Origin of the sequence: Aeromonas sp. HMWF017 (assembly GCF_003061465.1) — a bacterium.
Lineage (GTDB): Bacteria > Pseudomonadota > Gammaproteobacteria > Enterobacterales > Aeromonadaceae > Aeromonas > Aeromonas veronii.
In genome coordinates this window covers 1-20,494 of sequence record NZ_QAJD01000066.1, presented here as the reverse complement: position 1 = coordinate 20,494, position 20,494 = coordinate 1, and the positions used below count along the sequence as shown (strand labels likewise).

The 20,494-nt window shown below is 59.4% G+C and carries 25 protein-coding genes and 2 tRNA genes; 12 read left to right on the top strand and 15 right to left on the bottom strand.

Features of this window, described 5'->3' with window-relative positions:
* The coding region (locus DBR30_RS21760; RefSeq protein ID WP_258224314.1) for an NAD(P)/FAD-dependent oxidoreductase at positions 1–709 on the top strand (709 nt) is incomplete at its 5' end.
* Positions 710–799: 90 nt separating this feature from the next.
* On the opposite strand, the gene DBR30_RS07005 is transcribed toward DBR30_RS21760, so the two are convergent.
* The 4 genes from DBR30_RS07005 to DBR30_RS06990 all read right to left on the bottom strand — a co-directional run bounded on the left by DBR30_RS07005 (position 800) and on the right by DBR30_RS06990 (position 2,526).
* On the bottom strand, positions 800–1,048 hold the full coding sequence (locus DBR30_RS07005; RefSeq protein ID WP_005347440.1) for a DUF3297 family protein: 249 nt from the start codon (positions 1,046–1,048) through the stop codon (positions 800–802).
* Positions 1,049–1,164: 116 nt separating this feature from the next.
* Positions 1,165–1,596: an N-acetyltransferase gene (locus DBR30_RS07000; protein WP_108541136.1), complete on the bottom strand. Its 432-nt coding sequence runs from the start codon at positions 1,594–1,596 to the stop codon at positions 1,165–1,167.
* Positions 1,597–1,641: 45 nt separating this feature from the next.
* Entirely contained in the window at positions 1,642–1,920 is a 279-nt protein-coding gene (locus DBR30_RS06995) for a putative quinol monooxygenase (RefSeq protein WP_258224313.1), read from the bottom strand.
* 138 nt (positions 1,921–2,058) lie between these two features.
* Positions 2,059–2,526, bottom strand: coding sequence for a hypothetical protein (locus DBR30_RS06990; protein WP_108541137.1), 468 nt, complete (start codon positions 2,524–2,526; stop codon positions 2,059–2,061).
* A gap of 496 nt (positions 2,527–3,022) precedes the next feature.
* On the opposite strand from DBR30_RS06990, the gene DBR30_RS06985 reads away from it, so the two are divergent.
* Entirely contained in the window at positions 3,023–3,367 is a 345-nt protein-coding gene (locus tag DBR30_RS06985) for a DUF805 domain-containing protein (protein ID WP_108541138.1), read from the top strand.
* 165 nt (positions 3,368–3,532) lie between these two features.
* Here DBR30_RS06985 and DBR30_RS06980 read toward each other — a convergent pair whose 3' ends face one another.
* The 3 genes from DBR30_RS06980 to DBR30_RS06970 all read right to left on the bottom strand — a co-directional run bounded on the left by DBR30_RS06980 (position 3,533) and on the right by DBR30_RS06970 (position 6,421).
* Positions 3,533–4,213 (bottom strand): hypothetical protein, encoded by a 681-nt coding sequence (locus DBR30_RS06980; RefSeq protein WP_108541139.1) that lies wholly within the window; start codon positions 4,211–4,213, stop codon positions 3,533–3,535.
* 148 nt (positions 4,214–4,361) lie between these two features.
* Positions 4,362–5,747 (bottom strand): ATP-binding protein, encoded by a 1,386-nt coding sequence (locus DBR30_RS06975; RefSeq protein WP_005338217.1) that lies wholly within the window; start codon positions 5,745–5,747, stop codon positions 4,362–4,364.
* A complete protein-coding gene (locus DBR30_RS06970) occupies positions 5,747–6,421 on the bottom strand; it encodes a response regulator transcription factor (protein ID WP_041201856.1) in 675 nt (224 codons plus the stop codon). The genes DBR30_RS06975 and DBR30_RS06970 overlap by 1 nt, the downstream gene beginning before the upstream one ends.
* Positions 6,422–6,620: 199 nt before the next feature.
* Here DBR30_RS06970 and DBR30_RS06965 point away from each other — a divergent pair, with 199 nt between their 5' ends.
* Positions 6,621–7,301, top strand: a complete 681-nt coding sequence (locus DBR30_RS06965; protein WP_108541141.1) for a bactofilin family protein — start codon at positions 6,621–6,623, stop codon at positions 7,299–7,301.
* A gap of 76 nt (positions 7,302–7,377) precedes the next feature.
* Here the strand turns inward: DBR30_RS06965 and DBR30_RS06960 are convergent, their stop codons facing one another.
* Both DBR30_RS06960 and tsaA read right to left on the bottom strand, forming a co-directional pair.
* Positions 7,378–7,926: a cytochrome b gene (locus DBR30_RS06960; RefSeq protein ID WP_064341216.1), complete on the bottom strand. Its 549-nt coding sequence runs from the start codon at positions 7,924–7,926 to the stop codon at positions 7,378–7,380.
* Between the two features lie 288 nt (positions 7,927–8,214).
* Complete coding sequence (tsaA, locus tag DBR30_RS06955; RefSeq protein ID WP_042081000.1) at positions 8,215–8,919, bottom strand: tRNA (N6-threonylcarbamoyladenosine(37)-N6)-methyltransferase TrmO; 705 nt, start codon at positions 8,917–8,919, stop codon at positions 8,215–8,217.
* Positions 8,920–9,131: 212 nt separating this feature from the next.
* Here tsaA and DBR30_RS06950 point away from each other — a divergent pair, with 212 nt between their 5' ends.
* Positions 9,132–10,130 carry an NAD-dependent epimerase/dehydratase family protein gene (locus DBR30_RS06950; RefSeq protein ID WP_108588256.1) on the top strand — a complete coding sequence of 333 codons (999 nt, stop codon included), beginning with the start codon at positions 9,132–9,134 and terminating at the stop codon, positions 10,128–10,130.
* Between the two features lie 158 nt (positions 10,131–10,288).
* Here the strand turns inward: DBR30_RS06950 and DBR30_RS06945 are convergent, their stop codons facing one another.
* From DBR30_RS06945 to cydD, 4 genes are all read right to left on the bottom strand, one after another.
* A complete protein-coding gene (locus DBR30_RS06945; protein ID WP_108588255.1) occupies positions 10,289–10,675 on the bottom strand; it encodes a DUF488 domain-containing protein in 387 nt (128 codons plus the stop codon).
* 9 nt (positions 10,676–10,684) lie between these two features.
* The gene (rcsF, locus tag DBR30_RS06940) at positions 10,685–11,056 is read right to left on the bottom strand and encodes an Rcs stress response system protein RcsF (protein WP_013723982.1); all 372 of its coding nucleotides are present in this window, start codon (positions 11,054–11,056) and stop codon (positions 10,685–10,687) included.
* A 163-nt stretch (positions 11,057–11,219) separates the two neighbouring features.
* On the bottom strand, positions 11,220–12,950 hold the full coding sequence (gene cydC, locus DBR30_RS06935) for a heme ABC transporter ATP-binding protein/permease CydC (protein ID WP_108542538.1): 1,731 nt from the start codon (positions 12,948–12,950) through the stop codon (positions 11,220–11,222).
* Complete coding sequence (gene cydD / locus DBR30_RS06930) at positions 12,943–14,712, bottom strand: heme ABC transporter permease/ATP-binding protein CydD (protein WP_075114093.1); 1,770 nt, start codon at positions 14,710–14,712, stop codon at positions 12,943–12,945. Before cydD ends, cydC begins: the two co-directional genes overlap by 8 nt.
* Positions 14,713–14,913: 201 nt before the next feature.
* On the opposite strand from cydD, the gene DBR30_RS06925 reads away from it, so the two are divergent.
* A tRNA-Gly gene (locus tag DBR30_RS06925) sits at positions 14,914–14,987 on the top strand.
* A gap of 15 nt (positions 14,988–15,002) precedes the next feature.
* Positions 15,003–15,077: transfer RNA gene (locus DBR30_RS06920), tRNA-Gly, on the top strand.
* Between the two features lie 161 nt (positions 15,078–15,238).
* Here the strand turns inward: DBR30_RS06920 and arcA are convergent.
* A complete protein-coding gene (arcA, locus tag DBR30_RS06915) occupies positions 15,239–15,958 on the bottom strand; it encodes a two-component system response regulator ArcA (RefSeq protein ID WP_005338193.1) in 720 nt (239 codons plus the stop codon).
* Between the two features lie 396 nt (positions 15,959–16,354).
* On the opposite strand from arcA, the gene DBR30_RS06910 reads away from it, so the two are divergent.
* On the top strand, positions 16,355–16,762 hold the full coding sequence (locus tag DBR30_RS06910; RefSeq protein WP_108541422.1) for a DUF3293 domain-containing protein: 408 nt from the start codon (positions 16,355–16,357) through the stop codon (positions 16,760–16,762).
* Between the two features lie 42 nt (positions 16,763–16,804).
* A complete protein-coding gene (locus DBR30_RS06905; protein WP_108541421.1) occupies positions 16,805–17,284 on the top strand; it encodes a putative 4-hydroxy-4-methyl-2-oxoglutarate aldolase in 480 nt (159 codons plus the stop codon).
* Position 17,285: 1 nt separating this feature from the next.
* On the opposite strand, the gene DBR30_RS06900 is transcribed toward DBR30_RS06905, so the two are convergent.
* A complete protein-coding gene (locus tag DBR30_RS06900) occupies positions 17,286–17,765 on the bottom strand; it encodes a hypothetical protein (protein WP_064338427.1) in 480 nt (159 codons plus the stop codon).
* A 157-nt stretch (positions 17,766–17,922) separates the two neighbouring features.
* Here DBR30_RS06900 and DBR30_RS06895 point away from each other — a divergent pair, with 157 nt between their 5' ends.
* From DBR30_RS06895 to DBR30_RS06880, 4 genes are all read left to right on the top strand, one after another.
* The gene (locus DBR30_RS06895; protein WP_005359119.1) at positions 17,923–18,321 is read left to right on the top strand and encodes an META domain-containing protein; all 399 of its coding nucleotides are present in this window, start codon (positions 17,923–17,925) and stop codon (positions 18,319–18,321) included.
* Positions 18,322–18,578: 257 nt separating this feature from the next.
* The gene (locus DBR30_RS06890) at positions 18,579–18,947 is read left to right on the top strand and encodes an ArsR/SmtB family transcription factor (protein ID WP_005338181.1); all 369 of its coding nucleotides are present in this window, start codon (positions 18,579–18,581) and stop codon (positions 18,945–18,947) included.
* A 4-nt stretch (positions 18,948–18,951) separates the two neighbouring features.
* Positions 18,952–19,320 (top strand): arsenite efflux transporter metallochaperone ArsD, encoded by a 369-nt coding sequence (arsD, locus tag DBR30_RS06885; protein ID WP_005347398.1) that lies wholly within the window; start codon positions 18,952–18,954, stop codon positions 19,318–19,320.
* A gap of 27 nt (positions 19,321–19,347) precedes the next feature.
* Positions 19,348–20,494, top strand: a 1,147-nt coding sequence (locus DBR30_RS06880) for a TRC40/GET3/ArsA family transport-energizing ATPase (protein ID WP_108588254.1), incomplete at its 3' end; no start/stop codon positions are given.

The window sequence follows — 20,494 nt, the reverse complement described above, 5'->3', positions numbered from 1 at the left end:
GGCTGAAGCCATCCGCATCCAGGGGGGGCAGATCTTCGAACAATCCGCCGTCACCAGTATCACCCCGGGTCAACCAGCACTGGTCAAGACCGCCAAGGGGGCGGTGAAGGCGCGCTTTGTGGTGGTGGCGGGCAATGCCTACCTCGGTAATCTGGTGCCGGAACTGGCCGCCAAGAGCATGCCCTGTGGCACCCAGGTGATCGCCACCGAAGTGCTGGGGGAGGAGCGGGCCCGGTCACTCTTGCCGCAAAACTACTGTCTGGAGGATTGCAACTACCTGCTCGACTACTACCGTACCTCCGGCGATCACCGGCTGCTCTATGGCGGCGGCGTGGTCTATGGGGCGCGGGATCCGGCGGATATCGAGCGGCTGATCATCCCCAAGATGCTCAAGACTTTCCCGCAGCTGGCCGACATCAAGGTGGAGTACACCTGGACCGGCAACTTCCTGCTCACCCTGTCGCGGCTGCCGCAATTTGGCCGCATCGGCCCCAACATCTACTACATGCAGGGCTACAGCGGCCACGGCGTTACCTGTACCCATCTGGCGGGCAAGCTGCTCTCCGAAGTGCTGAGCGGTCAGGCGGAGCGCTTCGATGCCTTTGCCAAACTGCCGCACTACCCCTTCCCTGGTGGCCGGTTGTTCCGCATCCCCTTCACCGCGGCCGGCGCCGCCTGGTACACCCTGCGCGATCGGCTGGGGATATAAACCCGGCTAGCTTGTCGTCGTGCTGACCGACGCAAACAACAAGGCCACCGCGAGGGTGGCCTTGTTTTTAACCGAAGCGGGCAGCTGCAATTAGCTGTAATAGGCTTCGACGGTGCCCTTGAGCTTGATCAGGATGGGCTGTCCGCGGCGATCCAGGGCCTTGGGGGAGGGGATCTTCACCCAGCCTTCGCTGATGCAGTACTCTTCGACATCGGTGCGCTCTTTGCCGTTCAGGCGAATACCGATCGGATGCTCGAAGCAGGCCGCCACATAGTGGGGGCTGCGGGGATTGCAGGAGAGGTGATCCGGCAGTGCCGGCTTGGTGCTGGTATCGCTCATGGCTATGACCCGAAATGGATATAAAGTGGGGCATTGTAGAGAATGGCGTCATGGCATTCAAGGCAACGCCTGCCCGCCCTGCGCAGCATGTCAGCAATCAGCGAGTGTTTGTGACTTCAGATGCCCCGCTGCCAATGCATGATGATCTCGGCGTGGCCGCTATGCTCGCATATTCTCTGCTCCCCCTCGTGAAAGCCGTTGCGGGTGTAAAAGCGCCGCGCCTGCTCATTCTCGGCGTAGACGGTGAGCTCAAGTCGCTCATACCGGGCCTTGAGATGGCCTAGCAGCTGGCGACCCAGCCCCTGTGATTGCCAGCGCGGGGCGATAAAGAGGGCGGCAACAGAGCCCTGATGCCAGGAGATAAATCCTGCCAGCTGCCCCTGCTCCTCATAAACCCAGCTCTCGCTGGCGGGCAGATAGATGTCCCGCATCGCTGCACGCTGCGCATGCCAGAAGTCGGCGGGAATAAAGCCGTGTGCCTTGACCGAGGCCTGATACCAGAGCTCGACTGCGGCATCGAGATCGGATTTGGATAATGGGCGGATCATAAGTCTCTCAATCGTTGAAGGTGGAAAATAGGCGAGGTGCCACGGCTATTCGCCAAGTCCCGTGACGGTATAGTGTCTCTCGACATTGACCGTGATCTCCCCCCAGCGCGAGGCTTTGACCCGGGCTTGATGGGCGGCAAAGGCGGCGGGATTGCGGAAGGTCTCGCAGACCTCGAAGCGGCAGGGGTTGAGTCTGCTTTGCGTCACCTCGAACTGCAGGCAGCCATGTTCCTGTCGGGTCAGCTGGATATGGTTATCAAGCTCCCCGATGACAGCAGGTAAATCGGAGGAAGGCACAATGATATAACCGGTTAGCACAACCATATTTATCTCTTTGGTGGGCAACATTGTTGGATGTATTATCGAATCAAGGTCGGATGTTTTTTATTTATTGTGAAATCACCCAGCCTCTCTTTATATTGTAAATATCTGGCCATTACCAAATAAATTAAATCCATAAGGCTACATGGTGGTTGCCGCTATCTGCTGTAGTTTTTGTTGGTGCGGACTGGACTGACGAATAAAATAGCCAATGCACTCTTCATCGCTCTCATCGAGACAGATTAACAACTGATCTTCCGATGGCGAAAATTTCAGATAGTAGACGTAGTCGGTATCCTCATTCTGGGACATGTCCAGGCAGTCTTTGCCGCCATTTTCATTGAGAATATGTTCTTCCAGTCGGTAAAATCCGGAAGCGGATGGCTCGCGCTCAATAACATAGGATGATTCGATCTGCTGTTGATTTGACGAAGTATAGAGACGACCATCCGCCCTGAAGTCGTACTCTTCATAACAGCTGGTATCGGCAAAATTGAGGCGCCATACCCCGATAACCGGATGAGCATCGCTGTTAATGGTCGTAAGGTTCTGGCCAGCATGGAGATTCATGCTGAAGAGAATGGAGAATATAGCCGCGGTCTTGTTCATCTGGTCATCCCTGATATCCATGCGCTGTTATTGAGCCTGGCTTGCCAACGTAGCGTTTATCCAGTTACCGCACTGTTGGCTGCCGTTATCCAGCTTCCATTCTTCCGCTGCCATTCGTCACCGTAACTCCCTTTGCGGCTTTCGGGGCGGAAACACCGCCTATGGACTCTGCTGCAAAGCCCTCATTGTGCGCGTTTGCACGATGAAAAGTTATCAAAAATTATCAAAAATCTTTAAAACCCGCGGCCTGTCACACTGCGCAAAGCCAGAGCTGGCACCGCTGGCGGTGCTAATCGGTCATATTCACTATTAACGGGGTATTCTCTTTTATATTTTATAATCCAAATTGCCTTGCTGATTATCACAATGTCCAATTATCTTTGTCTGGCCGCAGCAGGTTATGACAAGCGACCAACACCAATACCGATGGTTTTGCTATCGCTTATTTCTGTCTCCTTCGTGCAAAATCAACATAGACGCAGAAGCTGGAGTTTTTATGAACTGGTATTTTCGTGCATTTCAGAAATTTTCTGATTTCAAAGGACGGGCCTCGCGCAAAGAATATTGGATGTTCGTTCTTATCAATACCGTTATTTGTGTCATCCTCTCACTGTTGACAAAGCAGCTGGATTATGGCTACAAACTGATGGGCGTATATGGTCTCTTTATTATTGTGCCCTGCTGGGCATTGAGCGTGCGCCGTCTGCACGACATTGGTCGCAATGGCTGGTTTTTGCTGCTGGGATTAATCCCGATTATCGGCCCGCTGATGGTGCTTTTTTTCAAGGCAAAGCGCGGCAATCCCTATTCAAATCGCTATGGTGCCGTCCCTTTTATCTGAGTAAACACCGACAGAAAGTTCTCCCGTGTAGCAAGCCGGCCGGACGAAATGAGATAGTCCGGCCTCTTTTATTGGTCGCTTGCGAGAGGGATATCACTTATTGCCGATGGCCATTTTTTCTGCCATATCCGTATGTCGACAACCGCTTGCAGTATCAGTGCCGGGTTATTGACCGTTGTCCGCATCCAGCGGGAAGGCGAACAGATCCCGGTGGTAGGTCTCGACCACCAGACTGAACGGCGTGCCATCCTCCCGTGAAAGCAGGGCGCGGTGCTGCAATACCTGATCGGGGATGGTCAGCGGTGCCTTGCTGGTGGCAATGACGGGCATCTTCATCTCCCAGCCATCCGGCAGGGGCGACCAGAGCAGGGTGGAGGAGAGTGTCTTGCGGCTGAAGTTGAGCGCCTTGACCGCGAGCCCGAACGGGGTGTCACTGCTGTCGAGCAGCTTGTTCATCTCCGGAGTGAGGCGGCTTTTGACATACCAGTTGTCAGCTTCCGAGAAGATATGATCGCCGCAAGTTAGCTGCACCCGGCGATAGCCCACCGGCTCATCGGCGCCGATCTTGAACAGCTCACGGGTGGCGGCATCGGCTGGTTTGCGTGTTGTCTGGTCACGCAGGGCGCGAATGCGCGGCTCGCCCGCCATCTTGTGGTCGGCGCACCAGTTTTGCAGGGTGACGGTAGCACTCGGGTTGCTCAGCAAGGTGGCGTTGAGGGTTTGCAGCAGGGCCTGTGCCTTGAGACGGGTCATGGGGCCATCTTGCCAGCCATCGGGGGCCTTCTCTTGCGCCTGTGCGGCGCCGTGGCAGAGCAGGGCGGCCAGCAATAGCATTCGGATCTTCATGTTTTCATTACCTTTCCCGATTTTTTGTGACCGGATTGTAACATCGAGGGACATGAATGCGACCAATATGTGGTCTGATGAGCAAAGGGCTGCGGGCCGCTAAAGGGCCCGCAACGGAGAGATTTCAAGGGGGGAGACTGGCGTGCTGTCAGGGGAGATCCAGGGTAAAGCGGGCGCCGCCGAGGGGGGATTCATCGACCCGGATCTGGCCGCCGTAGCTGTGGACGATCTCGGTCACTACCGCCAGACCGATGCCCTGACCCGGCGAGCTGTCAGCCCGAACGCCGCGCTGGAAGATCTGCTCCGATTTGGCCGGGTCGATACCCGGGCCATCATCTTCCACTTCGATACGCAGCCGCTCGAGATGGCGGCGCACCGTCACCTTCACTTCGCTGATGGCAAACTTGCAGGCGTTGTCGAGCAGGTTGCCCATCAGCTCCATCAAGTCGCCCTGTTCGCCGTGGAAGAGAGCGTCATCGTCGAACTTGAAGTGGGTTTGCAGCTTCTTGTGGCGATAGACCTTGGTCAGGCTGGCCAGCAGTTTTTCAATCAGCGGCACCGGCTCGGTACCCTTGCTGGCGAGGCGCTGGCGGCCGGTCACGGCCCGTCTGAGCTGATACTGGATCATCTGATCCATGGTGAGGATCTGCTCGTTGATGTTGTCGTGGATCTCCCGCCCCAGCTTCACTTCGCGGGTAGTGATCTGGATCAGCGCCAGCCGGGTTTTCAGGCTGTGGGCGAGATCGTTGAGGGCGTGCTGGTAGCGCTGGGTCTGCTGGCGTTCGTTCTCCAGCAGCTGGTTGATGGAGTCGGTCAGCGGGGCCAGCTCCCGCTCAAAATCGCTCGAGAGGTCATCGCGCTTGCCGGCCCGGATATCGTCGATCTGGCGGGCGATGGTGCGCAAGGAGCTGAGGCTCCAGAAGGTGGTGAGCAGCAGCAGCCCGGCCAGCAGCATATAGGCGAGCAGCGCCTGTTTGGCGGTCTGGTAGAGATAGGTGCGGGACTCTTCGTGATAGCGTTTGGCCGAGTCGATCATCACCACGTAGTAGGCGGTGGTGCCGCTGCCGGGATTGCGGATAAACCGCAGGCTGTAGACGAAGTAGCTCTCGCCGTTCTTGATGGTGTGCTTCTTGAAGAAGTAGTCGAGATCCATCCCCCCCAGATACTTCATCAGATCGCCGCAGATGGTCTGTTTGGCCTTGATCACCTCCGGCATATGGAGGCTCGACCAGACCAGATCGCCATCGGCGCGGCAGATCAGGGTATCGAGGTTGCGATCCCCCGCACCACGGGATATCCGCCCCAGCTCGACGTTCGACCCCTTGTCATCCGGCTCGGTGGAGGAAAACAGCTTGGCCAGGTTCTCCTGCATCCGGGCGCTGGCCTTCTGGGTCTGCTCCTCGACGTGGCCGAGGTAGAGGGCGTAGACGGCAAACCCCATGATCAGCGCGATGACCAGCAGCGAGCTGAGCAGCAGTTTGATGTGCAGTGAGCTGCGGATCATCTTGATGGGGCGCGGCAGATGAAACTGCATCAGTTACAGGAAAGGTTGAAGATGTAACCCTGACGCCGGATGGTGGAGATGGGTTGAATCGTCCCTTCCGGATCCAGCTTCTTGCGCAGGCGGCTCACCATCACCTCGATGGTGTTGGGGTCCCCTTCGCCGTCGCCGTAGAGCTGGTCGAGCAGTTGCTGCTTGGAGACCACCTGACGGGCGTTACGCATCAGGTACTCCAGAATGAGGTATTCAAAGCTGGTGAGCACCGCCACTTCACCGGCGATGGTCAGCTCCTTGCGGGAGAGATCCAGCTCGTAATCACCGGCCTTCACCCTGGGTGAGATAAAACCGGCGCTGCGGCGCACCAGCGCATTGAGTCGGGCCAGCAGCTCATCTTTCTGGAACGGTTTGACCAGATAGTCATCAGCACCGGCTTCCAGTCCTTCAACCTTGTCCTGCCAGTTGCCACGGGCGGTCAGCACAATGATGGGGAAGGGGATCTGCCGTTCGCGCAGTTGCCGGATCAGTTGCAGGCCGTCCATATCGGGCAGACCGAGGTCGATGATGGCCACATCAATGGGATAGTCGGCGGCGTAGTGCAGTGCAATCCCGGCCTGGTCGGTGCTGTAGACCTGATTGTCGGCTTCGGTCAGCAGAGAGGAGAGGTGGTGATTGAGCAGCTTGTCGTCTTCGACCAACAGAATTTTCATGATGTGAGCGGTCATAGGGATCCAGGCTGTCAATTAGAAAGTGTATGTCGCTTCGAGTCAATTCGAATCCTAATGCATCCCGGCTGTATCGGGACTGAATCAGCGGGACTTCAGAGTTCGCGCCAACTGGTCGTTTAACCATGGTCCGGGTTGTCGATGGCATGCTGGTCGGCAGTCATGTTGCGAAAGGTTTGATGTGATGAGAGAGATGGCCGGGAGGCTGCTGGCGCGACTGCAACAGCGTGAGCGCAGCGACCTCCTTTATATTGTCTGGCTCTGCTGGGGGGCAGCCTTGCTGCTCTACGTGCTGGGGTCGCCCTGTTTTCTGTGGCCAGTGGCGCCGATGCCGCTGGTTCTGCTTGTGTGGTTGGTGGAGAGAGTACGGATGTTTGGAAGAAACAAAGGTGGTGAGGCTACTGCGTCGGCGGGGGCCACCGTGATTGCAGCCGGTGCCCGCTTCAAGGGCGAGTTGCAGGTGGAGGGGGATCTGGAGGTGCGCGGTCAGATCAATGGCACCATCCAGCTCATCGGTGGTGTGCTGCGCATCATGCAGGGCGGTAGCGTTGAGGGGGAGGTAAGTGCGCCCCACGTGATCATCAATGGTCTGCTGGAAGGCACCTGTACCTCCGCCGAGGTGGAGATCCTGGAGAGCGGCAAGATGCAGGGGATCTTCAAGGGGGGCAGTCTCTCCATCTGCAAGGGCGGCAACTTTGTTGGCCAGTCCCAGCCCACCGTGGCTGGCAAGGCCGATCCCGTGTTGCAAGCCTTGTCTGAAAACAGTTCGTCCGGGAGCAAGCAGCCGGAGAACAAGAGCAATGTGAAAAAGCTGCCGCACGAGCCGAAAGGCAAGTCGACCGAGGAGCTGGCCAAGCAGGCGTAATGCTCTTTGCCAGCGTGCTGTTCAGGAAAACAGAGAGGGGGCCACGATGGCCCCCTCTGCATTTCCTCATTAGCCGTTAGCTGCGGCGCGGCGGCAGCATATTGGTGAGGGTGTTGTCTTTGAGAATATGGTGGTGATAGAGGGCCGCCACCGTGTGCAGGCCGATCAGGGCGTAACCGATATTACCCAGGGTCTCGTGCACCTCCTTGATCAGCCCCTTGAGGTCTGGACTTGGGGAGAGCAGGGCAGGCAGCTCAAGCCCGAAGAAGGGGATGGGTTTGCCCGCGGCGCTCAGCAGCAGCCAGCCAAACAGCGGGGTGAGAATAAGAAAACCGTAGAGGGCGAGGTGGGCCAGTTTTGCCAGCTTGTGCATGACCGGGGAAAGCTCGGGCACGATGCGGGGCGTCGGGCTCATCCAGCGCAGGGCCAGTCTGACAAACACCAGGGCGAAGATGAGCAGCCCCAGCATAAAGTGCCACTCCTTCATCAGATCCCGACCCGGGTCACCTTTGGGGAAGATATCGCGAAATTCGATCAGGGCGTAGACGGCGATCATGGCCCACAGGGTCAGCCAGTGCAGCCCGATATTCAGGGTGCCATAACGTTGTTCACTGTTCATCAGCATAGGTTTGTTCCTTCGAAGTGCTGTCACATCCGTGTGGCATCCCCGCACTCAAACGTGTCGGAGCGAGGCCTGAACCTTTGACGGCAACCGTCGGGCTTCCATGCTTGCCATACATCGATAGCCTGTTGCTGGCATCAGTCAGAGAGGAGATATCCTCTGCTGTCTGCATGGTATCACTGGCAACCGGGTGGATAGTCTGATCAATGCCACACAATTTACAGGCTCATTAAGCCCCTTGTGCCGTGAAGAAGGTGTGAAATAGCATCAGTGATGTCGGCCCGCCCAGGTTCAGGCTGGCTCGATGGCCAGCACCACGCAATCCGGCTCGCTGATGCGAAAACGGACGTTGCAGTCAAACAGTCGCACCCCGTACTCCTTCTCATCGGGTTTGCCCTTCTTGTAAGCGGGGCGCGGATCTTGCGCTAGCACTTCGCTTACCAGCTGGCGCAGCTCGGGGTGGGCCTTGAGCCAGGGTTGCAGTTGCTGCTCGGCCTCGGCACTGAAGCTCACCGCCAGCGGCGGGGTGGGAGCGTCGGGGGCAAAACCACCACGGGCATCCGGCAGGCTGTCGGCATAGGGAATGTAGGGCTTGATATCGACGATGGGGGTGCCATCGAGCAGATCCACCGCCCCTAGCTCTAGCCACAGCTTGCCCCGCTCGCGACCGACCCCGTGCAACTCGACCACCGAGAGCCCTAGCGGATTGGGGCGGAAGGTGGAGCGAGTGGCAAAAACCCCGACCCGTTCGTTGCCGCCAAGGCGCGGCGGGCGCACCGTCGGGTGCCAGCCCTGCGCCATGGTCTGGTGAAAGACGAAGCTGAGCCAAAGATGGGAGAACTGCTCGATGCCGCGCAGCACATCCGGCTGATCGTAAGGGGGGAGCAGCTCGAGGCGGGCTCGGGCCGATTTGACCAGACCGGGCTGGCGGGGGATGGCGAACTTCTCCTTGTAGGGAGAGCGGATGATCCCGAGGGTGTCGATTTCGAACTTCATGGCGGATCCTGACTGAAAACCCCGGCAATTTAGCACAGGCGGCCCCAAAACGCAGGCTTGGCCTCGCTACGCCCTTTTCTGCGGCGCTGCCGTGATCCCTGTCCCATCCCGGCCAGTCGGGGGCTGTGCCCGCGCGCCGAGTTGCGTAGGGTGGAGGCATTGGCGTGTCAGGATGAAATGTGCGCACATGCGCCGAAGGGGGAGGGAGAGGGATGAAACTGCTGATTATCGGTGGCACCGGTTTTTTGGGGCGCCACCTCACCGCGCTGGCGCTGGATTGGGGCCATGAAGTGACCCTGTTCAACCGCGGCCTGCACCAGCATCCGGACTGGCGCGATCTGGTGCAGCTCACCGGCGACAGGGACAAGAGCCTGAGCGCCCTGCAAGGGGCCGGGTTGCAGTGGGATCTCGTCATCGATACCTGCTGCTATCGCCCCGAGCAGGCGGCGAGCCTCTCGGCGGCCTTGCTCGGGTGCTGCGCGCGGTTGATCTTTATCTCCACCATCAGCGTCTATCGCGATTTCTCAATGCCCGGGATGAATGAGTCGGCGCCGCTGCATGCTATCCCCGAAGGTGAAATGCCCACTGACTATGGCCCGCTCAAGGTGTTGTGCGAGCAGGAGTATCGCGCCCGCTGGGGTGAGCGGCTTTGCATCCTGCGCCCGGGCGTGTTGTGCGGCCCCCATGATCCCACCGGTCGCATGGCCTGGTGGATTAAGCGGGTGCAGCAGGGCGGGCCCTGGTTGCTGCCGGGCAGTGGCGAGGATCGCTTGCAGTATCTCGATGTGCGCGACTGTGCCGAGTTTGTGCTGCGGGCCGCCGAGCAGCAGTTGGGGGGCACATTCAACTTGCTCAAGCCCTGCATTACCCTCTGCGACTGGCTGGAGCGGCTGAGCGCCCGGTTGCAGCCCGCCCGCCCCATCCAGCCCGAATGGTTGCCTTGGTCGACCCTGATGGCTGCCGGAATCGAGCCCTGGCAGAGCTATCCCACCCTCTTGCCCTGCGTGCATGCGGAGTTTGCCGGTTACGGCTCTATAAGCGCCGAGGCGGCCATCGTCCACGGGTTGAATTTCCGGCCGCTGGAAGAGACCGCCGCCGACCTTGCCCACTGGCTGGCCATCGAGCCTGCCGCCGGGGTGGCGGAACATGCCATGACTCAGGCCGAGGAGACTTCGCTACGGCAGCAGTTGCTGGAGCCCAGTCTGCAATAGGAGAGTGCATCGAGCCGCTGCTGCCGAAAATTGCTACAATAGCGCGAACATAACGAGAGAGGGCATCCCGCGGGATGCCCTCTCTGTCTATCCAATGTCTGATGGTTGCCGAATACAGGCTGACGCGATTTCCCATCCCATCGCTGTCGCTCACCGAGTTAGCGGATGGCGGCCCCCGCAGCTACCAGCAGCTCTTTCAAAATGGTGCGATGGCAGCGGGACTCCTGCTCGCAGTAGCAACCCACCGACAGACTGGTGGTGTGGGAGAGGGCGGCCAGCAGCGCCAGATCGTGCCTGGCGGCAGGTTGCGCCATCTCGGCCTTGTACTGTTTGCCAAACGCCGCCCACTGGGCGGGCGTCTCGGCTGCCTGCCCCAGCTTCATGGTCTCGCTGCTGGGGGCCAGGTTGGGAAACCAGACATCGTACCAATGCTGGCTGGCAAATTCGCTCTTGGGTACGCCGCGGGGCGGGCGGCGCACCGTGCCGATCCGCAGCCCCTCATCGGGCAGGCGCGGGCTGCCAAGGCGAACGATAGCGAGGGCCATGACAGCGAGTTACTTCTCTTCGGCCACTTTCAGCGCTTGCCCGTAGCAGATCACCTGTTTCAGGCAGCCTGGGGTGTCGCTGAATTCGGCGCATTTGTCGATGGTGACGCCGTTGCCGCCCATGTCGGCTGCGCGGCGGCGGGCCAGGGTGCGCGCTTCACCGGCGTTGGGCACCGGCTGGTTGGCATCGGCCTGGCAGGATTCACCCTCGATGGTGCCGAGGTAGAGGTAGTTGAGGTCAGCCAGCTCATCCTGTTCATAGATGCGCACGCTACCGGGTTTGAAGTATTCGTCGAAGTTCTCTTTATCCAGATTGCTGTTGAAGGCGTAGTTGGCACAGCCGGAGGCAATCAGGGGCATCATCAGGATCAGGCGTTTCATCGTCTCGTATCTTGTGTCGGTGATGAGGACAGTAGAAATGCGCAGGCGCTCCATGTCGGCATCTTGTTGAATAATGAGGGGGACATTATAGGGGCCAGCCGCCTGCGGCGACCAGCCCCGTTTTGCGCCCGGTTGTCAGGGGGTGACCCCCATCAGGTTGATATCAAACCGGAGCCAGTCGCTGATAGAGGCTGCGGTAGTAATCATCCGCCAGCAGCTCTTTGTGAGGGGCGCAGAGGCGGATCTGTCCCTCTTCCATCAGGGCAATCCGGTCCATCTGCTCCATCCCCAGCAGGCGGTGGGAGATGAGCAGCAAGGTGCGATCAGCCCCGAGCCGGAACAGCAGATCCATGATCTCCCGCTCGGTCTGGCTGTCGAGCCCTTCGGTCGGTTCGTCCAGCAGCCAGAGCGGCGCATCGTGCAGCAGGGCACGGGCGATGCCGATACGGCGACGCTCACCACCGGAGAGGGGGCGGCCGCCGTCACCGAGCCAGGCGTCGAGGCCCGCCTCATCTTCCAGCAGATTGGCCAGCCCGACCTGGGTCAGCACCGCAATCAGCTGCTCGTCAGTGGCGGTCGGGGCGGCCAGTTTTAGGTTGCCCCGCAAGGTATCGGCAAACAGATGCACCCGCTGGCTCACCACCGAGATGGAGGCGCGCAGCGCCCCTTCGCTGTAGTCGGTGAGCGGCTTGCCACCCAGCAGGATCTTGCCTGCCTGCGGGCTCCACTCCCGGGTCAGCAGCCCCATCAGGGTCGATTTGCCGCAGCCGGTCTGGCCCAGCAGCGCCAGCTTCTCATCGGCGTGCAGTTGCAGGGTGCAGCCACGCAGCACCGGCTGGGGGTTGCCGGGGTAGCCAAAGTAGAGGTCATTGATCTGCAGCGCGCCAGCGGTGGCGTGGGTCTGCTCGTCGCCCCACACGGGGGCTTTTGCCTCTTGCAGGATCTCGTTCAGGCGGCGTGCCGAGGTGAGGCTGGTGGAGAGGTGCTGGAAAGCCCCCGCCAGCGGCATCAGTGCCTCGAAGCTTGCCAGGGTGGCAAAGACCATCAGTGCGGTAATGGGGTCGGGCGCAGCACCCGCTACCCCATGACCGGCCAGCCAGAGCATCAGGGTCAGGGTCCAGCCGCTCAGCAGTTGCACCGAGAAGTTGGCCAGCCCGCTCACCTTGGCCATCCGGGCCTGCGCGACGAGCAGCGCCTGTTCGGCTTGTTGCAGCTCAACCAGCGCCTTGGGAGCTGCGGCAAACATCTGCAGTTCGGCCTGACCATCCAGATAGTCCACCATTCGGGTGCGCAGGGTTGATTTTTCGGCAATCAGCGCCTGACCGGGGCGACGGCCGAGGAAGTAGAACACCAGCGGCAGGGCAATCATGCCAAATAGCAGAATGGCACCCAGGGTGAGGGCGAGGCGGCTGTCGAAAAACGACAGGAAGAAGACCAGTCCGGCGGTGCTGAGCAGGGCCGCGCCTATGGGGGTGATCAGCCGCAGATAGACGTGGTCCATCGCATCGATGTCGGCCACCAGTCGGTTGAGCAGATCCGCCTGACGAAAACCGGCCAGGGTACCGGTGGAGAGCGGCGAGAGTTTCTGCCAGAACCAGACCCGCAGTCGGGTCAATACCCGGAAGGTGGCATCGTGGCTCACTACCCGCTCACCCCAGCGACCGGCGGTACGGACGATGGAGAAGAAGCGCACCCCGCCTGCAGGGGTCATGTAGTTAAAGGCATGGGTCGTCGCAACTGTCATCCCCGCCACGGCAGCGGCGGAGAGGAACCAGCCGGAGAGGGAGAGCAGCCCCATGCCAGCGGCCAGGGTCACCAGCGCCAGCAGCAAACCAATGGTGAGGCTGAGCCAGTGTTGGCGATAGAGGCGCAGAAACGGCAACAGATCACTCATCGAGAGAACCTCCGGAACGTTGGGAGAGCAGGCGGGCAAAAGGCCCCTGCCCAGAACTAAGTTGCTGGAAGCTGCCTTGCTCCACCAGCTGGCCGCGGGCCAGCACCAGGATCTTGTCCATCTTGGTGAGCTGGTCGAGGCGGTGGGTGATCATCAGCAGGGTCTGGCCAGCCATCGCCTGCTCGAGGGTGGTCATGATGGCGCGCTCGGAGTGGCGATCCAGACTGGCGGTCGGCTCATCGAGCACCATCAGCTGGGTTGATTTGAGCAGGGTTCGCGCCAGGGCAAGGCGCTGGGCCTGACCGACCGAGAGGCCGCCAGCCTGATCGCCGACCGGATAGTCGAGCCCCTTCTCCATGGCAAATTCCCACGCCTGCGCCCGTTTCAGGGCATCTTCCAGCTCTGCATCGCTGGCCGTTGGCTTGGCCAGCAGCAGGTTGTCGCGCAAGGAGGCGTGGAACAGCTGCGGGTTTTGCGAGAGCCAGCCCAGTTGCAGGCGCCACTGGCTCATGTCGAGGGTGGCGAGTTCCTGTCCGTTGACCTTGAGCTCGCCGCGATAGGGGGCAAAGCCGAGCAGGGCGTTGACCAGCGAGCTTTTGCCTGCGCCGCTGACGCCGATGAGGGCGGTGCGCGAACCGGCTTCCAAAGTGAAGTCGATGGGGCCGACCAGCACCTTGCCTTCGGCGCTCAGCACTTCAAGACCTTTGGCTTCAACCTTGACCGGGCTGTCGGCATGGAATGGCGCCGTGCCTGCGGCCGGCTCGCTCACCTCGGCTTCTAGGAATTCAAGCAACTGCTCGGCAGCGCCGATAGCCTGCGCCTTGGCGTGGTAGTGGGCACCCAGTTCCCGCAGCGGGGCGTAGAACTCGGGGGCGAGAAACAGCACGAACAGGCCGGTAAAGAGGGTGACCTTGACCCCATAGCTACCAAAGTTCAGATGGTCGATATAAGAGAAGCCGAAGTAGACGGCGACCAGTGCCACTGAAATGGCGGCGAAGAACTCCAGCACGGCGGTGCTCAAAAATGCCAGGCGCAGCACCTCCATGGTGCGCTCGCGAAAATCTTCCGAGGCGTCGCGAATGGCGTCACCTTCTGCCTGGGTACGCATAAAGAGTTGCAGGGTGCGCAGCCCCTTCAGCCGATCGAGGAAGTGGCCCGAAAGACGAGCCAGCGCCTGAAAATTGCGGCGGTTGGCATCGGCGGCGCCCACACCCACCAGGATCATAAAGATGGGGATGAGGGGCGCAGTGCCGAGCAGGATCAGACCTGCCGCCCAGTTGACCGGGAATACAGCCACCAGAATGACCACCGGAATAAAGACGGCGATGGCCATCTGCGGCAGATAGCGGGAGAAGAAATCCTGCATGTTTTCAATCTGTTCCAGCAACAGGCTGGCCCAGCTACCGGCCGGACGGCGCTGGATATAGGCAGGGCCGAGGCGACTCAAACGAGTGAGCACCAGCTGGCGGATGGTCTGGCGTACTGCACTGCCCGCCTTGAAGCTGGCCACTTCGCGGCCGTAGGCCAGCGCCGCTTTGCCAAGCGTCACCAGCAGCAGGGTAATAAAGAGCGTGATGGATTGCTCAGGCGTTGAGCCTTCGATGATAAAGCCGTGCAACAGGGTCGCCAGCAGCCAGGCTTGCGCCACCATCAGAATGCCCTGACCAAGGCCAAAAGCGATGGATATCGTGATCCAGCGGCGACCGTGACTCGATTGCTTGCGCAACCAGCCATAGAGACGTTTTTGCGTTTTTTTATCCATTACCACCATCCTCGCGTCGAGTGGCGCAAGACTATCCTTGCCGTTTGGCCTTGGCAACCTTGTAAATTATCTGTGTTGAAAATGTTTGATTGAAAAAGCAACCGTCTGTTCAATCCTTGTCCGAACAGATTGATTTATTGAAAAAAGTGGCAAAGGCGCCATTGCGCTCGGCGGCAAAATGCATATAGTAGGAGCCCTGACGCGGGTGTAGTTCAATGGTAGAACGGTAGCTTCCCAAGCTGCATACGTGGGTTCGATTCCCATCACCCGCTCCAAATTTCAGATGCCAGGCGGGCATCGTATAATGGCTATTACCTCAGCCTTCCAAGCTGATGATGCGGGTTCGATTCCCGCTGCCCGCTCCAGCTTCAAAACAAAAAGCCCACTCCTGCGAGTGGGCTTTTTGTTTTTCATCTATCCTGTGCACCGTTCAACGTCACGCTCACGGTTTCTCAGCTTTAAGGCAAACCGCAGAGACAGAAAAGGCGCCCGAGGCGCCTTTTCAGATCAACAGCGTCGCGGGAGCTTATTCCTGCTCCAGCTCACCACAGAAACGGTAGCCTTCGCCGTGGATGGTGGCGATGATCTCCGGAGTATCGTTGACGCTTTCGAAGTGCTTGCGAATGCGACGGATGGTCACATCGACGGTACGGTCATGCGGCTTGAGCTCACGGCCGGTCATCTTCTTCAGCAGCTCGGCACGGGTCTGGATCTGGCCCGGGTTTTCGCAGAAGTGCAGCATGGCGCGGAACTCGGAGCGCGGCAGCTTGAACATGTCGCCAGTCGGGCTGACCAGTGCGCGGCTGTTGATATCCAGCGCCCAGCCGTTGAACAGGTAGCGCTCAACCAGCTTCTTCTCTTCGCCACCGGCAGCCACGTTCATGGTGCGGCTCAGCAGGTTGCGGGCACGGATGGTCAGCTCGCGCGGGTTGAACGGCTTGGTGATGTAATCATCGGCGCCGATCTCCAGACCCAGGATCTTGTCCACTTCGTTGTCACGACCGGTCAGGAACATCAGGGCGATGTTGTCGTTCTCACGCAGCTCACGGGCCAGCAGCAGGCCGTTCTTGCCCGGCAGGTTGATGTCCATGATCACCAGATTGATGGTGTGGGAAGTGAGGGCCTGGTGCATTTCGTCGCCGTTGTTGGCTTCGAGCACGATGTAGCCTTCGGCTTCAAAAATGCTTTTCAGGGTATTGCGTGTGACCAGCTCGTCTTCGACGATCAGAATGTGTGGTGTTTGCATGAGTATTCCCAGATTCTTATCAGTTAATTATCTTAAATTTAACACTCTTTGGCGTTTCAAACCGATTTCCTGACTGATCCTGAAAATTTATTACGTCATCCTGGGTATGAGAGTCAGGTCGGAATATCGCGAATTAGGCATCAGTACCGGCAAGTATCCCTGTGCCACTTATAGGTTCCCGACAAGTCTGGTCGAGCAGAGCCTGGAAAGGTCGTCCATTACGAAAGTGGCCGCATTTTATCAGTTAACAGGAGCATAACAACACTCTTTGCCGTCAGATAGCAACTTTTTAACTCTGTTTTGATATAGGTCAAACCCTGGTACAGCTGCATCATACTTGGCCTGAACCGGGTTTTCGCCCCTACAAAATGTAATGGAATGTAACATGTGATTGACATGAATTTGTGGGAAAACTACAAGAAAATCTGCTTTATCGCGCCATTTGAGACACCAGACTGGTCTGCCTTTGCCATCATCACAGCCTGGAATCCGGCCAGCCAGTGGGTCACAGAACGACGCAATATGCGGCGGGAACGGGCGCTGTGGCGCCATCTGACCGTGGATTTGCAGGTGCCCGTGGTGGGGCCGTTTTGGGGATCTGACCCGGACGAACGCTGGCAGGAGTCATCGCTGGCGGTGGTGCTATCCCTGCCACAAGCCCGTCAGCTGTCTGCTCGTTTTGGCCAGAATGCCCTCTACTGGGTGGAGGATGGTCAGCTCTGGCTGGTGCCAGTATTGACGGATAAATCAGCAGTTTGTCTGGGCAATATTGAATCCTTCTGGATTGCCAGAAACCTTGCCTGATGAAAGAATGAACACCTTCATGCATCTGAAAGGAATCAAATCATGCTGGATCTCCTGCCCGACCTCTGCGATCAACATGGCGACTTGCTGCAAGTAGCCGACCCGGTGTTTCAGGATTTTGGCGGCAAGGCCATCTTCTATGGTCGCGCCGTAACGCTCTCCTGTTATGAAGACAACAGTCTGGTGCGGGATCTGGTGACCCGCCCCGGTCACGGCAAGGTGATGGTGATCGATGGTGGCGGCTCGCTGCGCCGTGCGCTGCTCGGCGATCAACTGGCAGTCAAGGCGGTGGAGCAGGGTTGGGAGGGGATCCTGATCCACGGCGCGGCGCGGGATGTGGCTACCTTGGCGACATTGGCGCTCGGGGTCAAGGCGCTGGCGGCCTGTCCGGTCAAGACCGAGAAGCGAGGATTGGGAGAGCTGGGGGCTGTGGTCAGCTTTGCCGGGGTGACCATCCACGAAGGGGATTACGTCTATGCGGATCGCAACGGCGTGGTGGTGAGTGCCACGCCGCTGATCTGATTCAGAAGTTGAAACCGACCCCCAGGCTCAGCGCCTGATCGGCAGTGATGGCGCTGACCCCGTAGTTGGCGGTGAGGGAGAGTCTGGGGGTCAGCAGCAGGCTGGAGTTGAGCTCCAGCAGGGTGCTGGCCTTGTTGAGATCAAGATGCTTGATCTGGCTGCCGATATTGAATGCCGGAGAGAGCTGGTAGCGTACCCCCGAACTCATATTGAAACCGGATGTGCGATTTTGATCCGCCACTGCCGGGCCCGCTTCCATAAAGAGGGTTACATCATCCACCACCGGATATTGATAGCCACTATTGACCAGCCAGAGATCAAAACTGTCGCTGTGATGGCTATGGCCATTGAGCAGCACACCCGAGTAACTTTTGACATAGAGAGACGGGTTGGATTGCGGCTGAACCACTGCCCAGTCGGCGGCCTGTGCGGCCATGCTGGCGCAGGTTGCAAGCAGTGTGATGATGAGTGATTTGACCATTCGTTTCCCCTCCCTGGGTCCGGAACTGAGCCTAAGCATGGCACATGCCAGCTGGTAGTAAAGTGAAGGGAGATCACAATAAAATCCTTTGGCATGGGCGTCAGCCATGATAAACAGGCTGCCGTATTGATGGCTCTAATCATTAAGAGGTGAATCCATGAACAAGAAACTGACTCTGCTGGCCGCGCTGGCACTGGGAGGCTGCGCAATGGCAACAGGTTCCAGCATGGCTCAACTGCAAGCATCCAGCTGGCAGCTGCAAGGCGCCACAGGCGATACCTTCACCCTGCAAGTGGTCGACGGCAAGGTGGCGGGCAAGGGCGGCTGCAACCGCTATTTTGGCGGTATCACCAAGCAGGGTGACGGTGTCTTGACGCTGGGCGCCATGGGCTCCACTCGCATGATGTGCATCGGCGACGCCATGAACAAAGAGACCGAGTTCCTGCAAAAGCTGGAGAAGGTGGCAACCTACTCCATCAACGGCAACCAGCTGACTCTGAGCGATGCCAACAAGGCGGCCCTGCTCACCTTTAACGCTGTGCCTGCTGCCAAATAAGGCACGCGTTTGTCTGATTGCCCCGACAGCGCTGACTGTGCTGGCGGGTCAAACGCTCTGATACGCCCTCCCTCTGGAGGGCGTCTGTTTATCTGCGATGAACCCTGTGTGGTCGTCCGCAACGGTTGTTCACTCGTCGATTCTCCAGTCAGCCCGGTTTGATACCAGAACCTCGTATCTTCGCTTCGGTACGCATCTTGATCATTTCAATGATTCTTGTATAGTTGAAATGAAAGGTCACACCAAGGGGAGTGAAGATGAACAAAGAGATGGCCACCAAGGTCTTTGAATCGCTGGCATCCGGCATCCGGCTCGATGTATGGCGGCTGCTGGTGAAGGCCGGGCTGGAGGGGCGGGTCGCCGGTGAACTGGCCAGCGAGCTCGATATTGCCCCCAATACCCTCTCGTTTCACCTCAAGGCGATGCTCAACACCGGTCTGCTGTCGGTGGAGCAGGAGGGGCGCTTTCTGCGCTACCGCGCCAATATTCCCCTGATGCTGGATGTGATCGCCTACCTTACCGAGGAGTGCTGCGCCGGTCATCCTGAGGCGTGCGGCGTGATGCGTGCCGAGTCAGCCTGCTCCCCCCATGTTCTGCCTGCGCAGCCCTGCTGCAACAAGGAGTAATGCCATGTCCTCCATTCAGATTTTTGATCCCGCCCTCTGCTGCTCCAGCGGTGTCTGCGGTACCGAGGTTGATCAGGCACTGGTCACCTTCGCAGCCGACCTTGCCTGGGCCAAGGAGCAGGGAGTTGCCATCGAGCGTTTCAATCTGGCCCAGCAGCCGATGCAATTTGCCGAGACACCTGCCGTCAGCGCTTTTCTGACCCACGCCGGGGAGGAGGGGTTGCCGCTGGTGCTGGTGGAGGGACAGGTGGTGTTGACCGGCCGTTATCCGAGCCGCAGCGAGCTGGCCCGTTATGCCGGGCTGCCTGCGCCGCAAGCGGCCATCAAGGGGATCGTCAAAGGCGGCTGCTGCTCTGGCAGCGGTTGCTGCTGAGTCGTGACGCACCATTCGGGAGAGGCTATGTATCATTTTCTGACCAATCCACCGCCGTTTCTCTTTTTCACCGGCAAGGGCGGGGTGGGCAAGACCTCGCTGGCCTGCGCCAGTGCGGTGGCGCTGTGTGATATTGGCAAGCGGGTGCTGCTGGTGAGCACAGACCCTGCCTCCAACGTGGGGCAGGTGTTTGCCACCGAGATCGGCAATCGCGTCACCGCCATCGCCGCTGTGCCCGGTTTGTCGGCGCTGGAGATAGATCCCCCCGCGGCGGCCAAAGCTTATCGGGAGCGGATTGTCGGGCCGGTGCGCGGCAAGTTGCCCGAGAGCGTGGTGCGCAGCATCGAGGAGCAGCTCTCCGGCGCCTGCACCACCGAGATCGCCGCCTTTGACGAATTCACCGCCCTGCTGACCGACCAAACGCTGCTGGCGGAGTATGACCATATCGTCTTTGATACGGCCCCAACCGGCCACACCATCCGGCTGCTGCAACTGCCGGGCGCCTGGAGCGAATTTCTGGAACAGGGCAAGGGGGATGCCTCCTGCCTCGGCCCGCTGGCGGGGCTGGAGAAACAGCGCAGCCAGTATGCCGAGGCGTTCGCCGCCCTGGCTGATGCTGCCAGCACCCGCTTGGTGCTGGTGGCGCGCGCCCAGCAATCCACTCTGCGGGAAGTGGCTCGCACCCACGAAGAGCTGGCCGCCATCGGCTTGTTGAATCAGCAGTTGGTGATCAATGGCCTCTTCCCCGAAGGCGCCATTGCCGGAGATCCGCTGGCAATGGCGCTCTGGCAGCGTGAGCAACAGGCTCTCGCCCAGATGCCGCAGGGGATCAAGGGGTTGGCGCAGGATCATATCCCGCTGCTGGCCACCAATCTGGTGGGGCTCGACAGTTTGCGGCTGTTGCTGCAATCAGAGGGAACAACCGCCCAATCTCCGACAGTACAGTCTACAGCCAAGCAAGCCCAGCCCGAGTTGAGTTCGCTGGTGGACGAGCTGGCCGCCGACGGTCACGGCCTCATCATGCTGATGGGCAAGGGCGGGGTGGGCAAAACCACGCTGGCGGCCGCCGTGGCGGTGGAGCTGGCCAGCCGCGGTCTGCCGGTGTACCTCACCACCTCGGATCCCGCCGCGCACCTGAGTGAGACCCTGGCAGGTAGCCTGCATCATCTGGAGG

Bases quoted from the DNA above. Each gene is read 5' to 3' on its own strand.
- DBR30_RS07005 (WP_005347440.1), bottom strand. From the start codon at position 1,048: ATGAGCGATACCAGCACCAAGCCGGCACTGCCGGATCACCTCTCCTGC.
- DBR30_RS07000 (WP_108541136.1), bottom strand. From the start codon at position 1,596: ATGATCCGCCCATTATCCAAATCCGATCTCGATGCCGCAGTCGAGCTC.
- DBR30_RS06995 (WP_258224313.1), bottom strand. From the start codon at position 1,920: ATGGTTGTGCTAACCGGTTATATCATTGTGCCTTCCTCCGATTTACCT.
- DBR30_RS06990 (WP_108541137.1), bottom strand. From the start codon at position 2,526: ATGAACAAGACCGCGGCTATATTCTCCATTCTCTTCAGCATGAATCTC.
- DBR30_RS06985 (WP_108541138.1), top strand. From the start codon at position 3,023: ATGAACTGGTATTTTCGTGCATTTCAGAAATTTTCTGATTTCAAAGGA.
- DBR30_RS06980 (WP_108541139.1), bottom strand. From the start codon at position 4,213: ATGAAGATCCGAATGCTATTGCTGGCCGCCCTGCTCTGCCACGGCGCC.
- DBR30_RS06975 (WP_005338217.1), bottom strand. From the start codon at position 5,747: ATGCAGTTTCATCTGCCGCGCCCCATCAAGATGATCCGCAGCTCACTG.
- DBR30_RS06970 (WP_041201856.1), bottom strand. From the start codon at position 6,421: ATGAAAATTCTGTTGGTCGAAGACGACAAGCTGCTCAATCACCACCTC.
- DBR30_RS06965 (WP_108541141.1), top strand. From the start codon at position 6,621: ATGAGAGAGATGGCCGGGAGGCTGCTGGCGCGACTGCAACAGCGTGAG.
- DBR30_RS06960 (WP_064341216.1), bottom strand. From the start codon at position 7,926: ATGCTGATGAACAGTGAACAACGTTATGGCACCCTGAATATCGGGCTG.
- tsaA (WP_042081000.1), bottom strand. From the start codon at position 8,919: ATGAAGTTCGAAATCGACACCCTCGGGATCATCCGCTCTCCCTACAAG.
- DBR30_RS06950 (WP_108588256.1), top strand. From the start codon at position 9,132: ATGAAACTGCTGATTATCGGTGGCACCGGTTTTTTGGGGCGCCACCTC.
- DBR30_RS06945 (WP_108588255.1), bottom strand. From the start codon at position 10,675: ATGGCCCTCGCTATCGTTCGCCTTGGCAGCCCGCGCCTGCCCGATGAG.
- rcsF (WP_013723982.1), bottom strand. From the start codon at position 11,056: ATGAAACGCCTGATCCTGATGATGCCCCTGATTGCCTCCGGCTGTGCC.
- cydC (WP_108542538.1), bottom strand. From the start codon at position 12,950: ATGAGTGATCTGTTGCCGTTTCTGCGCCTCTATCGCCAACACTGGCTC.
- cydD (WP_075114093.1), bottom strand. From the start codon at position 14,712: ATGGATAAAAAAACGCAAAAACGTCTCTATGGCTGGTTGCGCAAGCAA.
- arcA (WP_005338193.1), bottom strand. From the start codon at position 15,958: ATGCAAACACCACACATTCTGATCGTCGAAGACGAGCTGGTCACACGC.
- DBR30_RS06910 (WP_108541422.1), top strand. From the start codon at position 16,355: ATGAATTTGTGGGAAAACTACAAGAAAATCTGCTTTATCGCGCCATTT.
- DBR30_RS06905 (WP_108541421.1), top strand. From the start codon at position 16,805: ATGCTGGATCTCCTGCCCGACCTCTGCGATCAACATGGCGACTTGCTG.
- DBR30_RS06900 (WP_064338427.1), bottom strand. From the start codon at position 17,765: ATGGTCAAATCACTCATCATCACACTGCTTGCAACCTGCGCCAGCATG.
- DBR30_RS06895 (WP_005359119.1), top strand. From the start codon at position 17,923: ATGAACAAGAAACTGACTCTGCTGGCCGCGCTGGCACTGGGAGGCTGC.
- DBR30_RS06890 (WP_005338181.1), top strand. From the start codon at position 18,579: ATGAACAAAGAGATGGCCACCAAGGTCTTTGAATCGCTGGCATCCGGC.
- arsD (WP_005347398.1), top strand. From the start codon at position 18,952: ATGTCCTCCATTCAGATTTTTGATCCCGCCCTCTGCTGCTCCAGCGGT.